We start from the raw sequence: 253 nt of genomic DNA on the forward strand, positions 1-253 counted from the left end.
CAAAATACCCACCCCACAAGAAAAATTAATCATTAATCTCTTGTGGGATGGGCGACTTTGGCGCCAAATACCCACCCCACAAGAAAAATTAATCATTAATCTCTTGTGGGATGGGCGACTTTGGCGCCAAATACCCACCCCACAAGAAAAATTAATCATTAATCTCTTGTGGGATGGGCGACTTTGGCGCCAAATACCCACCCCACAAGAAAAATTAATCATTAATCTCTTGTGGGATGGGCGACTTTGGCGC

1 protein-coding gene is annotated in these 253 nt (G+C 44.3%); it reads left to right on the forward strand.

Translation table 11 applies throughout. The features are described 5' to 3' along the window. On the forward strand, positions 1 to 253 hold a 253-nt coding region (locus MiSe_RS50420; RefSeq protein WP_226595143.1), incomplete at both ends, for a hypothetical protein.

Source organism: Microseira wollei NIES-4236 (genome assembly GCF_020521235.1).
GTDB lineage: Bacteria > Cyanobacteriota > Cyanobacteriia > Cyanobacteriales > Aerosakkonemataceae > Microseira > Microseira wollei.